At 55.2% G+C, this 16,656-nt stretch carries 13 protein-coding genes; 5 read left to right on the forward strand and 8 right to left on the reverse strand.

Annotated features, from left to right (window positions below):
- Positions 1-36 precede the first annotated feature (36 nt).
- From avtA to ACREYP_RS22555, 3 genes are all read right to left on the reverse strand, one after another.
- The gene (avtA, locus tag ACREYP_RS22545) at positions 37-1,290 is read right to left on the reverse strand and encodes a valine--pyruvate transaminase (protein ID WP_008457670.1); all 1,254 of its coding nucleotides are present in this window, start codon (positions 1,288-1,290) and stop codon (positions 37-39) included.
- Positions 1,291-1,533: 243 nt separating this feature from the next.
- Positions 1,534-3,564 carry an alpha-amylase gene (locus ACREYP_RS22550; protein ID WP_008457668.1) on the reverse strand — a complete coding sequence of 677 codons (2,031 nt, stop codon included), beginning with the start codon at positions 3,562-3,564 and terminating at the stop codon, positions 1,534-1,536.
- 118 nt (positions 3,565-3,682) lie between these two features.
- Positions 3,683-4,438, reverse strand: a complete 756-nt coding sequence (locus ACREYP_RS22555) for a hypothetical protein (RefSeq protein ID WP_008457667.1) — start codon at positions 4,436-4,438, stop codon at positions 3,683-3,685.
- Between the two features lie 347 nt (positions 4,439-4,785).
- Here ACREYP_RS22555 and ACREYP_RS22560 point away from each other — a divergent pair, with 347 nt between their 5' ends.
- The gene (locus ACREYP_RS22560) at positions 4,786-5,622 is read left to right on the forward strand and encodes a protein bax (protein ID WP_008457665.1); all 837 of its coding nucleotides are present in this window, start codon (positions 4,786-4,788) and stop codon (positions 5,620-5,622) included.
- Positions 5,623-5,682: 60 nt separating this feature from the next.
- Here the strand turns inward: ACREYP_RS22560 and xylR are convergent, their stop codons facing one another.
- The 4 genes from xylR to xylF all read right to left on the reverse strand — a co-directional run bounded on the left by xylR (position 5,683) and on the right by xylF (position 10,715).
- The gene (gene xylR, locus ACREYP_RS22565; protein WP_008457664.1) at positions 5,683-6,861 is read right to left on the reverse strand and encodes a D-xylose utilization transcriptional activator XylR; all 1,179 of its coding nucleotides are present in this window, start codon (positions 6,859-6,861) and stop codon (positions 5,683-5,685) included.
- Positions 6,862-6,971: 110 nt separating this feature from the next.
- A complete protein-coding gene (xylH, locus tag ACREYP_RS22570) occupies positions 6,972-8,153 on the reverse strand; it encodes a xylose ABC transporter permease XylH (RefSeq protein ID WP_008457662.1) in 1,182 nt (393 codons plus the stop codon).
- On the reverse strand, positions 8,131-9,672 hold the full coding sequence (locus tag ACREYP_RS22575) for a xylose ABC transporter ATP-binding protein (protein WP_336819324.1): 1,542 nt from the start codon (positions 9,670-9,672) through the stop codon (positions 8,131-8,133). The genes xylH and ACREYP_RS22575 overlap by 23 nt, the downstream gene beginning before the upstream one ends.
- A gap of 50 nt (positions 9,673-9,722) precedes the next feature.
- The gene (xylF, locus tag ACREYP_RS22580; RefSeq protein ID WP_008457658.1) at positions 9,723-10,715 is read right to left on the reverse strand and encodes a D-xylose ABC transporter substrate-binding protein; all 993 of its coding nucleotides are present in this window, start codon (positions 10,713-10,715) and stop codon (positions 9,723-9,725) included.
- Positions 10,716-11,086: 371 nt separating this feature from the next.
- On the opposite strand from xylF, the gene xylA reads away from it, so the two are divergent.
- The 4 genes from xylA (at position 11,087) to ACREYP_RS22600 (ending at position 15,622) form a co-directional block, all read left to right on the forward strand.
- Positions 11,087-12,409 (forward strand): xylose isomerase, encoded by a 1,323-nt coding sequence (gene xylA, locus ACREYP_RS22585; protein WP_336819326.1) that lies wholly within the window; start codon positions 11,087-11,089, stop codon positions 12,407-12,409.
- A gap of 45 nt (positions 12,410-12,454) precedes the next feature.
- On the forward strand, positions 12,455-13,909 hold the full coding sequence (xylB, locus tag ACREYP_RS22590; RefSeq protein ID WP_336819328.1) for a xylulokinase: 1,455 nt from the start codon (positions 12,455-12,457) through the stop codon (positions 13,907-13,909).
- 250 nt (positions 13,910-14,159) lie between these two features.
- Complete coding sequence (locus ACREYP_RS22595) at positions 14,160-14,702, forward strand: isochorismatase family protein (protein ID WP_166994887.1); 543 nt, start codon at positions 14,160-14,162, stop codon at positions 14,700-14,702.
- On the forward strand, positions 14,699-15,622 hold the full coding sequence (locus ACREYP_RS22600) for a GlxA family transcriptional regulator (protein WP_008457654.1): 924 nt from the start codon (positions 14,699-14,701) through the stop codon (positions 15,620-15,622). Before ACREYP_RS22595 ends, ACREYP_RS22600 begins: the two co-directional genes overlap by 4 nt.
- Here ACREYP_RS22600 and ACREYP_RS22605 read toward each other — a convergent pair.
- A complete protein-coding gene (locus ACREYP_RS22605) occupies positions 15,619-16,614 on the reverse strand; it encodes an acyltransferase (protein ID WP_336819330.1) in 996 nt (331 codons plus the stop codon). The genes ACREYP_RS22600 and ACREYP_RS22605 overlap by 4 nt on opposite strands.
- Positions 16,615-16,656 lie beyond the last annotated feature (42 nt).

Genomic DNA, 16,656 nt, shown 5'->3' on the forward strand with positions numbered 1-16,656 from the left:
AGCGGGGCATTAAGCCCCGTTTTACATTGTTACTCGTTATTCGGCTTCCGCCCAGGCTCGCTCAATCTCTTCAGCCAGGATTTTCACCCCTGCCTCGATCTTTTCCGGCTCCGGGACATAGTTCATGCGCATGCACTGGTGCGTGTGCGGCCACGGCTTGTCCAGCCCCGGGAAGAAGTAATCGCCCGGCACCATCAGCACGCCGCGCTTTTTCAGGCGCTGGTACAGCAGCTCGGTGGTGATCGGCAGGTCTTTAAACCACAACCACAGGAAGATAGCGCCTTCCGGCTTGTGGATCAGGCAGCGTTCCGGCGACAGATAGCGGCGGAGTACGGCGATAGTCTCCTGCACGCGCTGGTAGTAAAACGGCTTGATAACCGTTTCAGACAGGCGCAGCAGATCGTTCCGCTTAATCATTTCGCAGGCCATGGCTGGGCCAATGCCGCCCGGCGCCAGGCTGATAATGCCGTTCATGTTGCTGATGGCGGAGATGATTTTCTCGTTAGCGATAATGATCCCACAGCGGCTGCCCGGCAGGCCGAGCTTGGACAGACTCATGCACAGGATGATGTTCGGGTTCCACAGCGGGCGGGCTTCGCTAAAGATGATGCCGGGGAAAGGCACGCCGTAGGCGTTATCGATCACCAGCGGAATGCCGTGCTGGTTCGCCAGCGCGTCCAGGTTCATCAGTTCTTCGTCGGTGATTACGTTGCCGGTCGGGTTCGTCGGACGAGATACGCAGATCATGCCGGTATCTTCGCCGATATGCAGGTGTTCGAAGTCAACGTGGTACTTAAACTGGCCTTCCGGCAACAGTTCGATGTTCGGACGGGTGGAGACAAACAGCTCTTCTTCCAGTCCGGCATCCGCGTAGCCAATGTACTCCGGCGCCAGCGGGAAGAGCACCTTTTTGGTGCGACCATCCGCATGACGTCCGGCGAAAAGGTTAAACAAGTAGAAAAATGCACTCTGACTGCCGTTTGTTAGTGCAATATTCTGTGGTTCGATGTCCCAACCCAGTTCATCGCGCAGCATACCGGCAAGCAATTTTAGCAGTTCACTTTTCCCCTGCGGACCGTCGTAGTTGCATAGTGTGTCGGTCAGTTTACCGCTGGCCAGCATCTCGGAAAGCAGCTGCTGGAAGTAGTCGTTCATCGCCGGGATCTGCGCAGGGTTGCCACCGCCAAGCATGATGGCGCCTGGTGTGCGCAGGCCGTCGTTGAGATCCTCCATCAGGCGGGTGATGCCTGCATGGCGGGTGAATTTATCGCCGAAAAGTGAAAACGTCATAACGTGGGTCTGCTGAATACTTTTGAAAAGAGGCTAACCATAGCGCTACAAATAACGCCGTGCAAACCCGGTAAGCATAGTCACTGTTGGCGAATATGCTGTGTGATTTGTGCTGTGCAGCAGGATATGTTGAAGCCGGGCGCTCTTTTCAGGGATGTGGCGTTATTACCCTCACCCTAACCCTCTCCCTCACGGAGAGGGAATAAACCGCTTATTTTCTCCCTTGCTGAGGGGCTTTAACGCCTATGGATTGCCCGCCCACACCACGATCACCTTGTCATCCCCGCTGACCCGGCTAAAGGCATAGCCCTGTTTTATGCTCAACGTGGTTTGTTTTCCTGCGCCGATGGCCTGGTGGCGGGCGCGGAACTGGCTCAGCTTCTGCCAGTGGGCAAGCGTTGTGGCCTGCGGGCCGGTGGCATCCTGCCAGTTCATGTCTGAGCGGGTGCCCTGTAGTGGGTCAGAGCCCGTCGGGCCAAACGGCCTTTGGGTTTCATCCCCGTAGAAGATTTGCACCGCGCCTGGCGTGAGCAGCAACAGCTCCGCCGCTTTTTGTCCACCTTCCCGGAACAGGCGGGTGTCGTGGGAGGAGAGGTAGCTCAGCACGTTGAATTGCTGAAGTTTGTCAGACATTTGCTGCCAGGTCGGGCCAATCGTGGCCAGGCAATCTACGGCTTTGGCCGCCTGTTCCTGATAGTCGAAGTTGATCATCGCGTCGAAGCCGCTGGCGTAGTAGTCGCTTTTCATCACGCCATGCCCCCAGGCTTCGCCCGTCATCCAGAACGGAGCATCGTCAATTTTTTTGTCCGGGTTGACTTGTTTCCATTCAGCCAATGCCGCGCTGGACTGCGTTTTTAATTGCTGCCAGGCCGCTTTTTCGACGTGTTTTGCCGTATCGACCCTGAAGCCATCAATGCCGTAGTCACGCACCCACTGACTTAGCCAGTGGGTCAGGTAATCGCGAACCGTGTAGCCCGGAATCGCCTTTGCAGCGGTATCCGGCTTGCGGCTGTAAAACGCCGGTAATTCTGCTGGCGCGGTCGCTTCGGTTTTCAAATCGGGCAGGAAGGCGAGCGACATGGTTAAATCGTCAAAGCCGGGATTGTCGTAATCGCCAATATCCGTTCTGATCCAGGCTTTGCCCCACCACTTATCCCACGCGGCCTTGTCGCTGAAGTTGATGTAATCGTTAAAGCTGTGCCAGCTTTGGCCCGGGGCTGGCTTCCAGTCAGTCCAGCGCTCGCCGAGGGTTTTTTTAAGTTCATCACCTTTGAGATAGAGGGCACCAAACTGGTATGCCTGCATGTCGGCGAGCGTCGCGTATCCGGTGTGATTCATCACGACGTCAAACAGAATGCGGATCCCGCGCTGATGGGCTTCATCCACCAGTCGGCGGAGATCGGCTTCGTTGCCCATGTTGGCATCAAGCTTCGTCCAGTCCTGGGTGTAATAGCCGTGGTAGGCGTAATGCGGGAAATCACCTTTGGTGCCGCCGCCCACCCAGCCGTGAATTTGCTCCAGCGGGGAGCTTATCCAGAGCGCGTTAACGCCAAGCTGCTGCAGGTAATCCAGTTTGCTGGTCAGCCCGGCAAGGTCGCCGCCGTGGAAGGTGCCTATTTCCTGCATGCCGTCTTTATGGCGGCCATAGCTGTGGTCGTTCGCCGGGTTGCCGTTTTCAAAACGGTCGGTGAGAACGAAATAGACCGTCGCATTCTGCCAGCTAAACGGGGCAGGCTTCGCCACAGTGGCAGATTCCAGCAGCAATAAAGCGCCGCTTCCGGCCGCGGGCATCAGCGTGATGTGGCCTTGCTCAACCTGGGCCGTATTCCCGCTGTAGAAATCCCGCACAACCGATCCTTCAGCAAAAGTGCTGCTGACATCGACGTTGAGCGGCTTTCCATCCCATTTCGGGCACTGCGCCATCACTTGCAGGGGCTGACTGCTGGCCTCCGGCTGAAGGGTCAGCATCAGCGTTGGCGTCCCGCTGCGGGTATCTATTTGCGCCTGGTACTCTCCGGCGCGGAAAACCCGCCACGTCGGGGCATCCCCGGCGCAAGGCGTCAGGGACAGAACCTGATTAAGTTTGATGGCCTCTGAGGGCTGCCAGCATTGATTATCCTGCGTCAGCCTGAGGGGAAGGATACTTTTATCGAGGTGTGTTGCGCTGGTAAACAAGCCCGGATGTGTGGCCTGAAAAGCAGAAAGCCCAGGCGCGTTCCAGCCCGCGAATGCAAGGCAGGGCGTGAACAACAGGCAGAGAGAGAGTCGTGTCATACGCATCATCCAGTGAGGATTTATTGCGCAGTTTGCCATGCCCCTGGAAACATGCGCTCATCCTGCCCGTGTGTTTTACAGGGTGTAGCCGCCGGGGTGAGTGACGGTGTTAACGTTTTTATTTGTTCGTTAACCAGTGGCCGAAGTGGGCGCTCAGCGTGTTGCGGGTGGCGAGCAGCTCATCGATTGTTTTGGTGAGCCTGGCGTTCAGGGTTTCACACTGCTCAAAGCTGTAATGGTTATCGGCGCGCAGATTCTCGAGTTTTTCCTGCAGGATCGCCACTTCCGCTTCCGCTTTGTAGCGCGCTTCCTGCTGGGTTTTAATCAGTTCGTCGGCGGCTTCCAGGCGCTGATGAAGCTCGGCCTTTTCCCGCTGATGTGTCTCCAGCAGCCCGGAGCCGGACTCTTTCTGGCGGTTCAGCAGGCTTTTCAGCTCGTCGATTTCCCGCTGCATCACGCTGCGCACCAGGGCAGATTCTTTCAGGTGCATTTCCTGACTGATATTCAGCGCTTTCTGGAGCTCTGTGACCTGTTTTTCATATCGTTGCAGGCGGGTGGTTGTTTCTACGGTGTTACCCTGAGCGGAGCGCTGCTGGGCTTCTCGCAGCTGGGCAAGCAGGCTGGTGGAGAGTGACTCAGCTTCTCTCAGGCGACGGAGGGTTTCCGGCGAGTCCTGGTAAACCGTTTTGGTTTGCGGCGGTTTTTCACTGATGCGAACAAGATTAACGTTAACTAATGCTGCGCTAACCTCGGCCTGAATTTGCTCTTTATTATGCGCTTTCATACGGTTGCACGCGCTGGCAAGGAAGCTTGCGGCTTCGTTAGCGTTCGCCGTTGCAAAGGCTTTTTTTATCAGGTTCTGCACCAGGCTCATGTTGCCAGTTTTCCTGTATCAAATGTTATTTGAGCGCCTTAACCCCGGTCGTTCCGCCGTCAGGCTATTGCCGCCGCCACCTTAAAAATATAACCAATAATCTCACTCTCTAAATGCGGGAATCATCCTCCGCAGTGCATTTTTTTACTGTGCCGCGAAGTGTGATTAAGCCCCGAATTTTACAATACTTTTTATCACCATAAGAAGTTCATAGGTGACATTGTTTCGGAATAGTACTATTTCTAAAGGTGCTCTGAGCGGTTAATTTTGATATAATTCGCCTCTGTTTTTCTAAAACCTTTTAAAAAATAAGGCACTGGAAACGATCGATCCGACCAGGAGAGCTAATGATATCACCCCCATTTCGACGATTCGGGGCCGCGATACTCATGCTGCTGACCGTGGGCTTTTCAAGTCACGCGCTCGCCAGTAAACATGAGCCTAAATCGCACAGCAAGGCCCATATAACGAAAGTAAGCAGCAAGAAAGCGGTAAGCAGTAAACTGGCAAGTAGTAAAAAAGAGTATTCTCGCAATAGTGAAAATGGTTCGCTTCCTGATTTGCGAAAATACCCTTCCGGGACACCAAGGAAAAAAGCGTTTCTCCGGACGGTCATGCCATATATTACCCGCCAAAATGCAGCGATAACTGCCGACCGTAACTGGTTGATTTCAAAGCAGTACGAAAAGCGCTGGTCGCCGACTGAGCGTGCACGTCTGAAAGAAATTACCCAGCGTTACAAGGTGGCGTGGCGCGGCAATACCAACCGTGTGCCGTGGAACAGCCTGCTGGAAAAAGTCGATATCATTCCTACCAATATGGTGGCGACAATGGCAGCGGCGGAAAGCGGCTGGGGCACATCTAAACTTGCCCGCAGCAACAACAATCTGTTTGGCATGAAGTGCACCAAGCGCCATTGCAACAGCGAGCCCGGTAAAGTGAAAGGTTACCTGCATTACGGCTCTGTGAATGAAGGCGTGAATGCTTACGTCGCTAACCTGAATACCCATCCGGCCTATTCTTCGTTCCGTAAAGAGCGTGCCAAGCTGCGCAAAGCGGATCAGGAAGTGACGGCTAATAATATGATTCACAAGCTGAAAGGGTATTCGGCGAAAGGCTCAAGCTATAATAACTTCCTGTTCGCGATGTATCAGAGCAACCAGCGTTTAATGCTGCCGAATTAATTTTCATTGCCTGAATGAAATAAACAATGCCCTCTTCGGAGGGCATTGTTATTTAGAGGTTTAAACTAAAATTTCGCTAAAGCGATCGCGGTGTTCTTTAGGCGTGGCGTCATACTCTTTTTTAAATACCGAATAGAAATATTGCAAAGACGGGTAGCCGCACATCTGTGATATTTCATTGATAGATAGAGAAGTTGAAATCAGTAGGCTGCGCGCTTTTTCCAGTTTTTCGGCGTGGATTACCGCGTGAATCGTCTCGCCGACCTCTTCTTTAAAACGTTTCTCCAGGTTCGAACGTGAGATCCCGACCGCATCCAGCACTTGTTCGACCTTGATCCCTTTGCAGGCGTGATTGCGGATGTAGTGCATCGCCTGGATTACCGCCGGGTCATGCAGCGAGCGATAATCCGTGGAGCGGCGTTCCACAACCCTCACCGGCGGCACTAGCACACGCTGGAGCGGCAGGATTTCGCTGTCCAGCAGGCGGTGTAGCAGTTTGGCGGCCTGGTAGCCCATCTGACGCGTACCCTGCGCTACTGACGAAAGCGCGACCCGCGATAAATAACGGGTCAGCTCCTCGTTATCGATGCCGATAACGCAAAGCTTTTCCGGGACGGGGATATGCAGGTGCTCGCAGACCTGCAGCAGGTGTCGGGCTCGGGCGTCCGTGACCGCAATAATGCCGGTTTGCGGCGGCAGCGTTTGTACCCAGTCCGCCAGGCGGTTTTGGGCGTGCTGCCAGTTTTCTGGTGCCGTTTCTATGCCCTGATAAATCACGCCCCGGTACTTTTCCTTCGCAACCAATTGACGAAAAGCGTGCTCTCGTTCGGCCGCCCAACGTTTGCCGCTCGAGCCGGGCAACCCATAAAACGCAAAACGCTGCACGCCTTTCTCCTTCAGGTGCAGGAAGGCGCTTTCCACCAGCGCGTGGTTGTCGGTCGCGATGTAATGCACTGCGGGATAGTGCTCCGGCGTGTGGTAGGAGCCACCGACGCCGACAATCGGGACTTCGGCGCCTTCCAGCAAGTGTTCAATCTCCCGATCGTCAAAATCGGCAATCACGCCGTCGCCCAGCCACTCTTTGATATTATCGATCCGGGCGCGAAAGTCCTCTTCGATAAAAATGTCCCATTCTGACTGAGAGGCCTGCAAATATTCCCCCACGCCTTCGACTACCTGACGGTCATAGACTTTATTGGCGTTGAATAGCAGCGTAATGCGATGACGTTTCTCAAACATGCCGATAGTTTCCCGTAGCTAACCAGATGTCTGCATATCACAGCCGCGAGCGAGCCGGGGAACGCCACCCCGGCATTGTGATCGTTTGCACGTTTTGCCCGCCAGGCACATTACGCCCGGCGTTTGGTCGCAGAATCCATCCACACCGCGAGCAGCAAAATGGCGCCTTTCACTATGTACTGCCAGAAGGTCGGGACGTCCATCATGCTCATGCCGTTGTCGAGCGAAGCCATAATAAATGCCCCCATCACCGCACCGGCAACGCTGCCGATACCACCCGCCAGGCTGGTTCCACCAATAACACAGGCGGCAATGGCATCCAGTTCGGCGATGTTCCCGGCGGAAGGTGAGCCTGCTCCGAGGCGCGAGCTAAGAATCAGCCCGGCAATCGCCACCATCAGGCCGTTTATAGCAAACACCGCTAGCTTGGTACGTTCAACGTTGATTCCCGAAAGGCGCGCAGCATCAATATTGCCGCCGATGGCGTAGATGCGGCGGCCAAACGCAGTTCGGGTAGCCATAAACATCCCGGCGAGCAGCAGCAGCGCAAGGATCAGTACCGGCGTGGGAACGCCGCGATAGTCGTTCAACAGCCAGATGGCGCCGAGTACGATCACGGCGGTGATTGCCTGGCGGCCAACAAAGCCACCCGACGCGGGCGCGGCAAGGCCCAGAGCCTGACGGCGAATACGTAGCCGCCATTGCCAGGCAATAAAGCCCATCAAACCGATAACGCCAACGGTAAAGCCAATGCCGTCTGACAGGTAGCTTTGCCCGATTTGCGACATGGCTCCGCTGGTGGGCGACACGGTGGTGCCATTGGTGATGCCGATTAAAATTCCCCGAAACGCCAGCATACCCGCGAGCGTGACGATAAACGACGGCACTTTGCGATAGGCAATCCACCATCCGTTCCATGCCCCGAGAACCAGGCCCAGGGCCAGCGTGACAACAATCGTGAGTGGCAGAGGCCAGCCGAGCCAGACGTCAAAAATGGCCGCTACGCCGCCCAGAAGACCCATCATTGAGCCAACCGAGAGGTCGATTTCAGCCGAAATAATGACGAACACCATGCCCACCGCGAGGATGCCGGTAATGGCCGTTTGCCGAAGGAGGTTGGAGACGTTGCGGGCGCTCAGGTAAGCGCCGTCCGTTTGCCACGTAAAGAACAGCATGATGACCAGGATGGCGGCAATCATGACAAAAACCTGCAAATTCAGCGATTTTAATGCTCTAACGGAGGCGCGGCCTGGTGCCGTCAGTTTCATTTCAGACAAATTGCTTTTCGACATGGGGGTCACTCCTCAGGGCGGCTTCCATGACCTTTTCCTGGGTCAGATTATGGTTAATCAAATCGGCTTTAATGCGGCCTTCGTGCATCACCAGTACGCGATCGCTCAGGCCGAGCACTTCCGGTAGTTCAGAGGAGATGACAATGACGGCGATCCCCTGCTGCACCAGTTGATTGATAAGTTTGTAGATCTCGTATTTCGCGCCAATGTCGATGCCTAGAGTGGGTTCATCGAGTATCAGGATGCGCGGATTGAGCAGCAGGCAGCGGGCAAGAATTGCTTTTTGCTGGTTCCCACCGCTCAGGCGGCCAATCGCCAGGCTGGGCGATGACGTTTTGACTTTCAGGCGTGTCAGCGACTGCAGCATGCAGTGCTGCTCTTGCGCTTCATCTAGGCTGTTTAGTGCGCCAGTAAACTGACTCAATGCGGCAAGCGTGATGTTTTGCCCCACGGCCATGACCGGCACGATGCCGTCCTTCTTACGATCTTCCGGCACCATGGCGATGCCGTGAGCGATAGCCTGCTGACAGTTATTGATACGAACCTGCTGCCCATCGATGTAGATATTTCCTTCCCAGCGCCCCTGCCAAACGCCAAACAGACACTGCACCGCCTCGGTTCTTCCGGCCCCGACCAAACCGGCAATGCCCAGGATTTCCCCTTTTCGCAGAGAAAAAGAGGCATCGTTGACCCGCTTGATGTGCCGGTTGACCGGGTGCCATGCGGTCAGGTGTTCGACGCGGAGGATCTCATCGCCGGTTTGGTGAGGTTCGCTGGGGTACAGCGCCGTCAGTTCCCGGCCAACCATCATGGTGATGATATCGTCCTCGCTCATCTGCTTAGCTTCGCGGGTGCCGATGGGCTGCCCGTCGCGAATCACGCAGATGGTGTCGGAAATGGCTTTAACTTCATTGAGCTTGTGGGAGATATAAATACAGGCGATGCCGTGCGCCTGCAGATCGCGAATTATCCCGAGCAGTACGGCGGTTTCCTGCTCGGTGAGCGAAGCGGTGGGTTCGTCCAGAATCAGCAACCGCACCTGCTTGTTCAGCGCCTTCGCGATCTCAACCAATTGTTGCTGCCCCAGCCCTAAATCTCCTACGTGAGTTTCCGGGGAGTGCGTAAGGTTCACCTGGGCAAGCAGCTTCTGGCAGCGTAACGTCATGGCATCGAAGTCGAGCAGGCCGTGGCGCGTAATTTCTACGCCGAGGAAGATGTTTTCCAGCACCGTAAGATGCTTCACCAGCGCCAGCTCCTGATGAATGATGGCGATGCCTTTGCGCTCAGTGTCGCGAATATGACTCGCCTGCAGCGGCTCACCGGCAAACCAGATCTCACCTTCATAGCTGCCGTGAGGGTAAATACCACACAGCACTTTCATCAGCGTGGATTTGCCCGAGCCATTTTCACCGCACAGCGACATCACTTCTCCAGCGTCCAGGGCCAGACTCACGTTATCCACGGCTTTTACTTGCCCAAAGGATTTGGTGATGTTTTTCATTTCCAACAAATGAGGCATAAGGCTCCTCCTGGTGAAAGAGAAGGCCCGCGTATGCGCAGGCCCGGTGGCTACAGATCGCTCTTTTTGTGGAAACCGTCGGCAATGACGGTGCTGTCGATATTGGTTTTTTCCACCTCAATAGGCGTCAGGAGGCGGGAGGGAACATCTTTCAGGCCATTATTCAATGTGGCATCTGCGGCTGGTTGTTTACCTTCCCCCAGATCGACGGCAATTTCGGCGGCGGTATCTGCCAGTTTGGTAATAGGTTTATAGACGGTCATTGTTTGGGTACCGGCAATAATGCGCTTAATGCCCGCGAGATCGGCATCCTGACCTGAAATAGCCACTTTCCCCGCCAGCCCCTGCGCGCTAAGCGCCTGAATTGCACCGCCCGCAGTGGCGTCGTTGGAGGCGACAACGGCATCAATCTTGTTATTGTTCGCGGTCAGGGCATTTTCCATAATTTTCAGCGCGTTTTCCGGCAGCCAGCCGTCAACCCACTGATCGCCGACGACTTTAATTTTTCCATCGTCGATATAAGGCTTTAATACTTTCATCTGCCCGGCGCGGAATAATTTCGCATTATTATCCACCGGCGAACCGCCCATTAAGAAGTAATTCCCCTGCGGCACTTTACTCACAATGCTTTTTGCTTGTAATTCACCGACTTTTTCATTGTCGAAAGAAATATAAAAATCAATGTCAGCATTATTAATCATGCGGTCGTAGGCGAGCACTTTAATGCCTTCGCGTTTAGCTTCTGCAACCACGTTACTTAATACCTGGCCGTTGTAGGGGATAATCACTAATACATCAACACCGCGGTTAATCATATTTTCAATTTGCGACATCTGGGTTTCTTCGTTGCCATTAGCGGACTGGACAAAAACTTTCGCCCCCAACGATTCCGCCTTTTTCACAAAAATATCGCGATCTTTTTGCCAGCGCTCCAGACGAAGGTCGTCAATCGCCATACCGATTTTCACTTCTTTTGCGATGCCGCTTACGCTGGTCAGGATAAGTGAGGCGCATAGCGTAACTAAGATGTTCTTTATCTTCATGTTATTTACCTGTAGGGGGAAAGTGGCTTATCGGAATAAAGAGTGATTCATATCAGCAGACGGTTTGAATTGTTATCGTTCATGGAGAAAGCATCAATTACTGATTTTTATCTTCGCGTTATGTTTTTTTGTTTAATCGTAAAATTATGATGGCGATCTGATTTCATATTGAATGACCAGCCTGTTGCACTAATTTATGGAAGCAGTTACGCGATGTTTGTTTATTATTTTATTCGTTTTTTGCGAGGTGACGCACATTTGAGTATTCTCTCAATCCCAGAGTGAAATAACGTAATTGAGCAACCGTCAGGGAAAACTCAGGATGAGCTGACCAGCTATCCTGCCGCAGTTTTCTGATGACGGAGTTAACTATGCAAGCTTATTTCGACCAACTCGATCGCGTGCGTTTTGAAGGCCCTAAAACCACCAACCCACTGGCGTTTCGTCACTACAATCCGGATGCATTAATTCTTGGAAAACGCATGGAAGAGCACCTGCGTTTTGCGGCCTGCTACTGGCACACATTCTGCTGGACGGGCGCGGATATGTTCGGCGTGAGTGCTTTCGAACGCCCGTGGCAGCAGGCCGGAGACGCTATGGCGCTTGCGAAGCGCAAGGCCGACGTGGCGTTTGAGTTTTTCCAGAAACTGGGCGTGCCGTATTACTGTTTTCATGATGTTGACGTGTCGCCTGAAGGCTCGTCGCTTAAGGAATACCTGAACAATTTTGCACAGATGACGGAAGTCCTGGCGCAAAAACAACAGGACAGCGGCGTGAAGCTGCTGTGGGGCACGGCTAACTGCTTTACCCACCCTCGCTACGGCGCTGGGGCAGCAACGAATCCCGATCCCGAAGTGTTTACCTGGGCGGCGACGCAAGTCGTGACGGCAATGAACGCCACGCATCAACTGGGCGGGGAAAACTATGTGCTATGGGGCGGGCGTGAAGGGTATGAAACCCTGCTGAATACCGACCTGCGGCAGGAGCGCGAGCAAATTGGGCGCTTTATGCAAATGGTCGTTGAGCACAAGCATAAAATCGGCTTCCGTGGCACGTTGCTTATCGAACCGAAGCCGCAGGAACCGACCAAGCATCAGTACGATTACGACGTGGCGACGGTCTACGGCTTCCTGAAGCAGTTTGGTCTCGAAAAAGAGATAAAGGTTAACATTGAGGCTAACCACGCGACGCTCGCCGGTCACTCATTCCACCACGAAATCGCCAGCGCGATTGCACTGGGTATTTTTGGCTCGGTGGATGCTAACCGGGGCGATCCGCAGCTGGGCTGGGATACCGATCAGTTCCCGAACAGCGTCGAGGAAAATGCGCTGGTGATGTATGAGATCCTGAAAGCTGGCGGGTTCACGACGGGTGGCCTGAACTTTGACGCCAAAGTGCGCCGCCAGAGTACCGACAAATATGACCTGTTTTATGGTCATATCGGCGCCATGGATACGATGGCGCTGGCGCTGAAAGTGGCTGCCCGCATGGTTGAAGACGGCGAGCTTGATAAACGTGTCGCCAAACGCTACGCCGGGTGGAATAGTGAGCTGGGCCAGCAAATTCTTAAAGGGCAGATATCGCTCACGCAGCTGGCGCAGTACGCTGAGCAGCACAAGCTGGCCCCGCAGCATCAAAGCGGGCATCAGGAGCGGCTGGAAAACCTGATTAACCACTATTTGTTCGATAACTAAACTTGCCTGCGCCGCTGAAAAGCGGCGCGATATTAAGGAGCTACCATGTATATCGGCATCGATCTTGGCACCTCAGGCGTGAAGGCGATCCTGCTCAGTGAAGCAGGTGAGGTGATGGCTACATGCAGCGAGCCGCTGACTGTATCCCGGCCTCATTCCCTGTGGTCCGAGCAAGATCCCGAACACTGGTGGCAGGCAACGGACCGTGCAATGCGGGCGTTGGGCGTGAAACATGCACTCAGCGGTGTAAAGGCGATTGGGCTTGCGGGTCAGATGCATGGGGCAACGTTGCTGGACAGCAAACAGCGCGTACTCCGCCCGGCTATCCTTTGGAACGATGGCCGCAGCGGCGAGGAATGTGCGTTGCTGGAGAGCAACGTAGAAGAGGCAAGAGCGATAACCGGCAATCTGATGATGCCCGGCTTTACCGCGCCTAAGCTTTTGTGGGTCGAGCGTCATGAGCCTGAGATCTTTGCGCAAATTAATAACGTGCTGCTGCCGAAGGATTATCTGCGTCTGAGAATGACCGGAGAATTCGCCAGTGACATGTCCGATGCGGCAGGCACGATGTGGCTGGATGTCGCTAAGCGCGACTGGAGTGACACGATGCTCGACGCCTGCCGTCTTTCCCGGCGGCACATGCCTGAATTGTTTGAGGGCAGTGAAATAACCGGGGTACTAACGCGAGAAGTTGCAGAGGCCTGGAAAATGCCTGCTGTGCCCGTTGTGGCTGGCGGGGGCGACAATGCCGCAGGGGCTATTGGCGTCGGCATGGTTGATGCCGGACAGGCAATGCTTTCGCTCGGGACATCCGGGGTTTATTTTGCCGTCAGCGACGGTTTCCGCTGCAGGCCGGAAAGTGCAGTACACAGTTTTTGCCATGCGTTACCCAACCGCTGGCATTTGATGTCGGTGATGCTCAGCGCGGCCTCCTGCCTTGACTGGGCAGCTAAACTCACTGGCCTCGGCAGCGTACCGGCTCTACTGGCGGCGGCGGAACAGGCAAATCAGGACGCCGGTGTGGTTTGGTTCCTGCCTTATCTTTCCGGGGAGCGTACTCCGCATAATAACCCGCAGGCTAAAGGCACCTTTTTTGGTCTGACCCATCAGCACGGCCCCGCCGAGCTTGCCCGCGCGGTGCTGGAAGGCGTGGGCTACGCGCTGGCGGACGGCATGGACGTTGTGCACGAATGCGGTATTACGCCGGACAGCGTCACGCTGATTGGCGGCGGCGCACGTAGCCCGTACTGGCGGCAAATCCTGGCGGATATCAGCGGCCAGGTGCTGGATTACCGCACCGGCGGCGAGGTTGGGCCCGCGCTTGGGGCGGCGCGCCTGGCGCAAATCGCGCTCTCACCGGGCCAGCCTTTACAGACTCTGTTACCTCAGCCGCCGCTGGAGCAAAGGCATCAGCCTGATTTGGCTCGCCATCAGCGCTATGCCGGGCGGCGCCAGGTCTTTAACCAGATTTATCAGCAGCTGCTGCCGCTGATGTCCTGAGTGTCGTGTTCACTTTCCCCTCACCTTATTCCTCCCCTCAAGGTGGCAAGGGGGATCACAAGCTAAGGTTGGCATGATTTATTCCCTCTCCCTTCCAGGGAGAGGGAATAAATTGCGGTTGAAGAAGATGCCGGACGTGCAGCGAGGCGTTCATCGTCTCAAACCAACACTATCCTGTCCGTTTTTGGTATTAGCAACCGTGAAATCCCTTGTCAGAATGGTTTTAACCTCACTAACAAGGAGTCCGAAAATGTCACGTACAGCGCTGATCAATATTGATACCCAGCAGTCTTTCTTTCACCGGGATTATTGGCGGGAGGATGATGTCCCGGCGTTCCAACGGGCGATGCTGGCACTCATTGCAGGCTGCCAGCAGAAAGGCGTGCCGGTGGTGGATATCTTCCATGTGGATGAAGACGATGTCTTTTCGCTGGCCTCCGGGTTTGTTACGCCGATGCCATTTTTACGCCATCAGCCTGCGGTCAGTTTCCAGAAACACGTCCACAACGCGTTTACCGGTACCGGGCTGGATCATTGGCTCCGTGCCCGAGACATCAACCACCTGATTATCTGTGGGATCCGCACCGAACAATGCTGCGAAACCACTGCGCGGGTGGCCTCCGACCTGGGCTACCGGGTTTCTTTTGTTAGCGAGGCGATGCTGACCTTCCCGATGACCTGGAAAGGCGTTACGCTGGACGCCGCCAGCCTGCGCCACCGCACCGAAACCGTGCTGGCAGGGCGGTTCGCCGAAATTCAAACCGTAGCCGAGTGCCTGGAGTCGCTGGAATGAGTGTGGGGGTCTGGTTTGTGGTGCTGCCGGGGGTGTTGTCCCTCGATCTGAGCGGCCCGGCGGAAACGCTGGTGCTGGCGAGGCACGCGTTTGATCTGCACTACATTGGCCCGGACCCTGAGATCGAAACCTCTATCGGCCTGACGTTCAGCGGTATTCAGCCGTTACCTGAGACCCTTCCCGCCGGAAGTCTGCTGGTGCTGCCCGGTGTATGCGATTCAAACCGCTTTTTTGCCACGCCGCAGGCGGAAGAAGTCCGGCGTTGGTTAACCCGGCTGCAGCCGCAAATCCATAGCCAGCAGCTTAATCTGATGTGCGTTTGTTCCGGGGCGCTGCTGGCAGCCCGTGCGGGTTTGATGCACGGCATTCAGTGCACAACGCACCATGACGTGCTTGAAAGACTGAAAGCCGCTGCACCGGGCGCGCAGGTGAAAGATAACCGCATTTTTGTGGAAGATCGCGGTATATGGACCAGCGCAGGGATTACATCGGGGATCGATCTCGCTTTGCATTTGATTAACCGCCACTGCGGGCCACGGATGGCACTCGATGTTGCCAGAGAGATGGTGGTCTGGTTCCGCCGTTCGGGAGACGACCCGCAGCTTTCGCCCTGGCTTCGCTACCGGAACCACATTCACCCGGCGGTGCATCGCGCACAGGATCTGCTTTCGGCTGCACCTGAGGCTGCCTGGCCGATCCCGGAAATTGCTAACCGGGTTCACGTCAGCCCCCGACATTTATCCCGCCTTTTTCAGCATCACCTGGGCATTTCCGTGCGCGACTACCTGGAACAGCTCCGGCTGGCGGTGGCGGAACAGCGGCTGCAGCAGGGGCAGCGTATGGAACAGGCCGCCAGCGCCGCCGGGTTTTCCTCTCCGCGCCAGCTTCATCGGGCCAGAGGCCGCAGCCGCGACGCTTAGCTCACCAGCTTTTTGCGGTCGAGTTTTCCCAGCCCAACGGCCAGCAGCAGGCTGCCCGCCAGCGTCGCGCCGAAGATCCACAGAATATCCAGCACTGGCCAGTGGGTCAGCTCGATATTATGGGTACGCAGGTAATGGATAATCAGCGCATGAAACCCATAAATACCCAGCGAGTAGCGTGAGATAAACGTCAGGCCGGGCAGCGGGCGCTGGTTCAGGCAGTTTTTGGCGACGACCAGCAGGCTGATGGCGGCGATAAACACCAGCGGGCCGCAGTAGACGTAAAAGGTTTCGGCGAAGTTTTTGTTGATTTCCAACTGCTGATGCGTGCCCAGCGCAATGGAGATGACGCAAATCACAAACAGGCCGCCTGCCAGGCCGCTGACGCCTTTTCTTTGGGTTTCGATCATCCCAACCGCCCGGCCAATCAGCCCATAAAGCACGTAATAGAAGGTGTCGCCGTTGATGTAGAGGTTAACGGGCAGCCAGCGCATATTGCCCACCGTCTGCGGCACCGTGTTGGGGTTGGCCACCACGCCAAGCAGCACCATCAGCCCCAGAATTGTCACGGCACTGACTTTCTTCACCTGTATCAGCGGTGAAAGCAGGTAAATCACCATAATCGCGAAGAAAAACCACAGGTGGTAGAACACCGGCTTGACCAGGATGTAGCGTAGCGCAAGGCCGGTGCTGATGGGGGTAAACAGCCAGATATACAGCAGCGCAATGGCGCTATAAAACAGCAGACAGCTGGCTATCCGTAGAAAGTGCCGCTGCTGCGCGCTGCGTTCACCAAAAAACAGGTAGCCGGAAATCATGAAAAACAGCGGGACGCTGACGCGAGAAGCCGAGTTCAGAACGTTTGAAAAGTCCCAGCTAAACGCGGTGACGGTGTGTGGATTCGTGATGTACCAGGTTGTAGTGTGGATCATGACCACCATCAGGCAGGCGATGCCCCGAAGGTTATCTATCCAGTTTATTTTTTGCTGCATTCGTCCCTCTGAACCCGCTTGCTTACCCGTGTCCGGAAATGT

Origin of the sequence: Enterobacter sp. TMH.L2, assembly GCF_050847315.1 — a bacterium.
Taxonomy (GTDB): domain Bacteria; phylum Pseudomonadota; class Gammaproteobacteria; order Enterobacterales; family Enterobacteriaceae; genus Cedecea.

Bases quoted from the DNA above. Each gene is read 5' to 3' on its own strand.
- xylR (WP_008457664.1), bottom strand. From the start codon at position 6,861: ATGTTTGAGAAACGTCATCGCATTACGCTGCTATTCAACGCCAATAAA.
- xylA (WP_336819326.1), top strand. From the start codon at position 11,087: ATGCAAGCTTATTTCGACCAACTCGATCGCGTGCGTTTTGAAGGCCCT.
- ACREYP_RS22550 (WP_008457668.1), bottom strand. From the start codon at position 3,564: ATGACACGACTCTCTCTCTGCCTGTTGTTCACGCCCTGCCTTGCATTC.
- xylH (WP_008457662.1), bottom strand. From the start codon at position 8,153: ATGTCGAAAAGCAATTTGTCTGAAATGAAACTGACGGCACCAGGCCGC.
- ACREYP_RS22600 (WP_008457654.1), top strand. From the start codon at position 14,699: ATGAGTGTGGGGGTCTGGTTTGTGGTGCTGCCGGGGGTGTTGTCCCTC.
- ACREYP_RS22555 (WP_008457667.1), bottom strand. From the start codon at position 4,438: ATGAGCCTGGTGCAGAACCTGATAAAAAAAGCCTTTGCAACGGCGAAC.
- ACREYP_RS22560 (WP_008457665.1), top strand. From the start codon at position 4,786: ATGATATCACCCCCATTTCGACGATTCGGGGCCGCGATACTCATGCTG.
- ACREYP_RS22605 (WP_336819330.1), bottom strand. From the start codon at position 16,614: ATGCAGCAAAAAATAAACTGGATAGATAACCTTCGGGGCATCGCCTGC.
- xylB (WP_336819328.1), top strand. From the start codon at position 12,455: ATGTATATCGGCATCGATCTTGGCACCTCAGGCGTGAAGGCGATCCTG.
- ACREYP_RS22575 (WP_336819324.1), bottom strand. From the start codon at position 9,672: ATGCCTCATTTGTTGGAAATGAAAAACATCACCAAATCCTTTGGGCAA.
- xylF (WP_008457658.1), bottom strand. From the start codon at position 10,715: ATGAAGATAAAGAACATCTTAGTTACGCTATGCGCCTCACTTATCCTG.
- avtA (WP_008457670.1), bottom strand. From the start codon at position 1,290: ATGACGTTTTCACTTTTCGGCGATAAATTCACCCGCCATGCAGGCATC.
- ACREYP_RS22595 (WP_166994887.1), top strand. From the start codon at position 14,160: ATGTCACGTACAGCGCTGATCAATATTGATACCCAGCAGTCTTTCTTT.